Genomic DNA, 4,298 nt, shown 5'->3' with positions numbered 1-4,298 from the left:
TACCGCCGTCAATGCACTATCAATGATCGAGACGCCTTGTTGCGATCCAGCAACCGTGGTGACATCAACATCAGCAACCGTCATATTTTGGCCTGCACCAAATCCAATTTCACCGCCTAAACCACCACCGATAGTCACATCACCAGAGACTTTCTGTGATGAAGCAAACAGTTGAAGCTTACCTTCTTCACCAACGGACGCTTTCACATCTTCGCTTTGACCATTGATATAAGTCGCCAACTGCTCTAAATCATCGCCTTGTTTCGCTTCAATTGACAGTGATTTAGCAACCCCATTTTGATCATTATAGTTCAGAGTAAGATCCGTCGCTGCATCGACCTTCCAGTCTGGTGATTGACCATTTGTAGCAACATAGCTTCTGCCACCCATCGCCATGGTATCCGATCGCATATTGCCCATGTTGAGCATTACTGCCTCACCTGAGCTTGCACCGATCTGAAATGACTGAGTACCAAATGAACCATTAAGCAGTTTGTTACCACCAAACGAGGTTGTTTCTGCAATACGATTCAATTCGTTATTCAGTGCCGAAACTTCTTCTTGGATAGCAACACGTTCAGAACGAGAATTCGAACCATTAGAGGATTGAAGGGAAAGGTCGCGCATTCGTTGTAAGATATTGGTGGTTTCGTTCATTGCTCCTTCAGCTGTCTGAGCAATCGAGATACCATCATTTGCGTTTTTTACCGCCATATCTAAACCGCGGCTTTGCGAAGTTAGACGGTTAGCAATTTGAAGACCTGCCGCATCATCTCGAGCACTATTTATCTTGTACCCCGACGATAGGCGTTCCATCGACTTTTGAGTTCCGTCGGCAGCACCATTTAGATAGCGCTGCGCGGTCATCGCCGACACATTTGTGTTTACGTTAATTGCCATATTTGATCTCCTTCGGCATTTAGGTTGATGCGCCGTCGTGTCTCTCACCTCACATTGACGCATCTCATTTCTCTCAGTCCTGTAACGGCCGAGGCGAAATAAGCTTTAGGAAATATTTAATTATTTTTTAATTTTATTTTGTACCGATTAAATTTGTGATTAAGAACAAATAAATACGCAATCAAATCGCTAATAACTGGCGTCGTGGTGATTATCAGCTATAAGCGGACGTTGAATTCAAATATCAGTGGAACGAATAACATTGGATATTCTATTACTCAAACTTACTTTAGCGATAGACAGAAAAAATCCAGCCTAAGCCGGATTTTTATTTCACTCAATAGAAGAGCTACTTTGAGAATTGATTCTCTGTAAACTAACCTGTCAGCGATTAACCAAGTAGGCTGAGTGCTGAGTTTGGCGCTTGTTTCGCTTGAGCAAGAATAGAGCTTGATGCTTGCGAAAGAATTTGAGATTTAGTTAGTGCCGTTGTTTCTTTAGCAAAGTCCGTGTCTTTGATTCGGCTCTTAGACGCATTTACATTTTCGTTAATGTTATCTAAGTTACTGATAGCGTGGTCGAAACGGTTTTGGAAAGCACCCAGTTCAGCACGGTGGCTATCGACAAAATTCAATGCCGCATCAACAATGGCAACGGACTCTTGAGCGCCACCGACGGTTCTTACGTCAATAGTGTCAACTGTCACCGCCTGGCCTGGTTCGAAACCAAGTTCACCAGCAAGAGCACCACCAAACGCCACATCACCTTCTACTTTGTTGCTACCTGCTAACATTTGTAGTTGTCCGTCTTCATTAACAGACGCTTTAATGAAATCTTGTTGACCATTGATGTACGTCGCTAGCTGCTCAATATCATCGCCTTCTTTCGCGTTGATAGTCAGTGCTTGGTCTTGACCAAACTTGTCTTTGAACGCCATGGTTAAATCAGCACCACCAGCTTGTACTGACCAGTCTTTATCTTGACCGTTAGTGGTTTTGTAGCTTGTACCACCCATTTCTGCGTTGTCGCTACGCATGTCTTTCAAAGACAGCATAACCGCTTCACCGTTGTCTGCACCAATTTGGAAAGACTTAGTTTCGAACGTACCGTTCAGTAGCTTGTTACCACCAAATGATGTCGTTTCTGCAATACGGTTTAGCTCGTTGTTTAGTGCACTGACTTCTTCTTGAATCGCTACACGCTCAGATTTTGAATTAGATCCGTTAGCAGATTGAAGAGACAAATCACGCATACGTTGCAGGATGTTTGTCGTTTCGTTCATTGCACCTTCAGCAGTTTGTGCAATCGAAATACCATCATTTGCATTTCGTACTGCTACATCAAGACCGCGGCTTTGAACATTCAAGCGGTTTGAAATTTGAAGGCCAGCAGCATCATCTTTAGCGCTATTGATTTTAAAGCCAGATGATAAACGTTCCATTGACGTCTGCTGTGCGTTATTTGCACTGTTAAGGTAACGCTGTGCTGTCATTGCTGATACGTTAGTATTTACGTTCACTGCCATGGTATATCTCCAATTGATCTTCCGATGGTTCCGGTTTTCGAATTCTCGAAAAACCAAACTGTTCTTTTAAAGTTACTTTTATTAACGGCGCAATTTTCCAAACCTTGAGACTTTTTTTATGTTTTTTTTAAATTAAGTGCTTTTGAAGCATAAATCGTGATAGGTCGGTCAAAAACACAACAATTGCGTTTTTATTGTTAAAGGTTTGTTTAACTTGGTCGATACTTTCGCGCTTTCTGCTTAAGCCCAGAAACGCTCCATGATGACAATAAAGTTTTCCATTACAGTAATAGAAAAGGAGTCAAGTGGTGACGACGTTTTCCCGCTAATGGATAAACTTGATGTACAGAAGTAACGATGGCTAGGCATTAACCTAATAGGGTTAATGCTAAATTTGGCTGTTGCTTAGCTTGCGCCAAAATAGAAGTGCTCACTTGTTGGAGGATTTGTTGCTTGATCATTTGGGTTGTTTCTTTCGCGTAATCGGTATCTTTAATGCGACTGTTCGAGGCAGCAAGGTTCTCATGTACATTATCTAGGTTGTTAATCGCATGACCAAATCGATTTTGTAACGCACCGAGTTCAGCTCTATGACTATCAACATACTCTAGAGCAGTATCAATCACTGCAACCGCTCGTTGCGCCCCGCCCACGTCAGTGATATCGACATTATCAACCGCTTCATAACCTTGCAGAGAAAGTTGTAACTGAGAGGCTAAATTACCAGAAAACGCGATGGCGCCTAATGTCTCTTTGCCTGACATATAAATCTGCAGTTGACCTTGATCGTTTACAGACGCCGATACTTGATCGGTTTGACCATTAATATAGGTCGCCAGTTGCTCAATATCATCACCGGCCTTAGCGGTAATCTTGATGTTCTGTTGCTCACCAAACTCATCAGTAAACTGCATATTGAGCATTGGATTCCCTGAGCCAACCCGCCAGTTTGAATCTGTTTTTGCATCCGCAATATAACTAAAACCGCCCATGGCTAGGTTATCGGAACGCATCGATTTCAGCGAGACTTGCACGGCCTCTCCCGAACTGGCACCAATCTGAAAAGAGGAGGACGCGAAGGAGCCGTTGAGCAGTTTTCGACCACCAAAAGAGGTCGTTTCAGCGATTCTATTCAATTCTGAGTTCAAAGCGCTCATTTCTTCCTGAAGCGCAATTCTTTCAGACTGGCTATTTGACCCATTAGCTGACTGCAAAGAAAGATCTCGCATTCTTTGAAGCAAATGAGTGGACTCTTGCATCGCGCCTTCGGCCGTTTGCATGATAGAGATACCATCATTGGCATTTCGGACTGCGACGTCCAAGCCACGCATTTGAGATTCCAGGCGATTGGAAATCTGTAGACCTGCAGCATCATCTTTAGCGCTGTTTATACGATTCCCAGAAGCTAAGCGCTCTAAGGACTGGTTCAGCATCGTCGTCGCATTACCAAGGTGGCGCTGCGCAGTCATTGCTGAAACATTCGTATTCACGGTTACGGCCATAAAACCCTCAGGTCATTAAAGATGATTTACTCTGTTTGTTTTATATACCGCCAATGATAAACATTGGCTCACACAAAACAGAGGCTTAATTATGTATCGGTGATTAGAGAAGAACCTTTAATAAAAAAACGAGCATATAGCTCGTTTTTTTATAGTCTTTTTATTCTTAATGCTTGGACATTATTTTACGCTAAGTGCTTGAAGCAACGATTCTGATGGCGCAAAGAAATAAGCCCCTGTCACCGCCTTGGTAAAGCGCAGTAACTGGTCCGTTTTTCCATCGGTCTCTCCGTACATGCTTTCTAACATAACCTTGAAGTTATGCACACGATTACAATAGGCAATAAACAACAGGAGATCGGAAGAGCGGT

The 4,298-nt window shown here is 43.1% G+C and carries 3 protein-coding genes and 1 pseudogene; all 4 read right to left on the bottom strand.

The window, feature by feature from the left end; translation table 11 throughout:
* Positions 1-900: flagellin (locus tag ACP45E_RS12615; RefSeq protein WP_069585069.1), on the bottom strand; the 900-nt coding region annotated here is incomplete at its 3' end.
* A 391-nt stretch (positions 901-1,291) separates the two neighbouring features.
* Positions 1,292-2,425 (bottom strand): flagellin, encoded by a 1,134-nt coding sequence (locus tag ACP45E_RS12610; protein WP_017033271.1) that lies wholly within the window; start codon positions 2,423-2,425, stop codon positions 1,292-1,294.
* A gap of 368 nt (positions 2,426-2,793) precedes the next feature.
* Positions 2,794-3,927: a flagellin gene (locus tag ACP45E_RS12605; RefSeq protein WP_017038391.1), complete on the bottom strand. Its 1,134-nt coding sequence runs from the start codon at positions 3,925-3,927 to the stop codon at positions 2,794-2,796.
* Positions 3,928-4,107: 180 nt separating this feature from the next.
* Positions 4,108-4,298: pseudogene (locus ACP45E_RS12600) on the bottom strand (Dyp-type peroxidase domain-containing protein); the annotation flags it as partial.

The organism is Vibrio genomosp. F10 str. 9ZD137, assembly GCF_049974785.1.
Taxonomy (GTDB): Bacteria; Pseudomonadota; Gammaproteobacteria; order Enterobacterales; family Vibrionaceae; genus Vibrio.
The sequence above is the reverse complement of the archived record's forward strand: the minus strand, read 5'-3'. Positions and strand labels throughout refer to the sequence as shown.

Bases quoted from the DNA above. Each gene is read 5' to 3' on its own strand.
- ACP45E_RS12610 (WP_017033271.1), bottom strand. From the start codon at position 2,425: ATGGCAGTGAACGTAAATACTAACGTATCAGCAATGACAGCACAGCGT.
- ACP45E_RS12605 (WP_017038391.1), bottom strand. From the start codon at position 3,927: ATGGCCGTAACCGTGAATACGAATGTTTCAGCAATGACTGCGCAGCGC.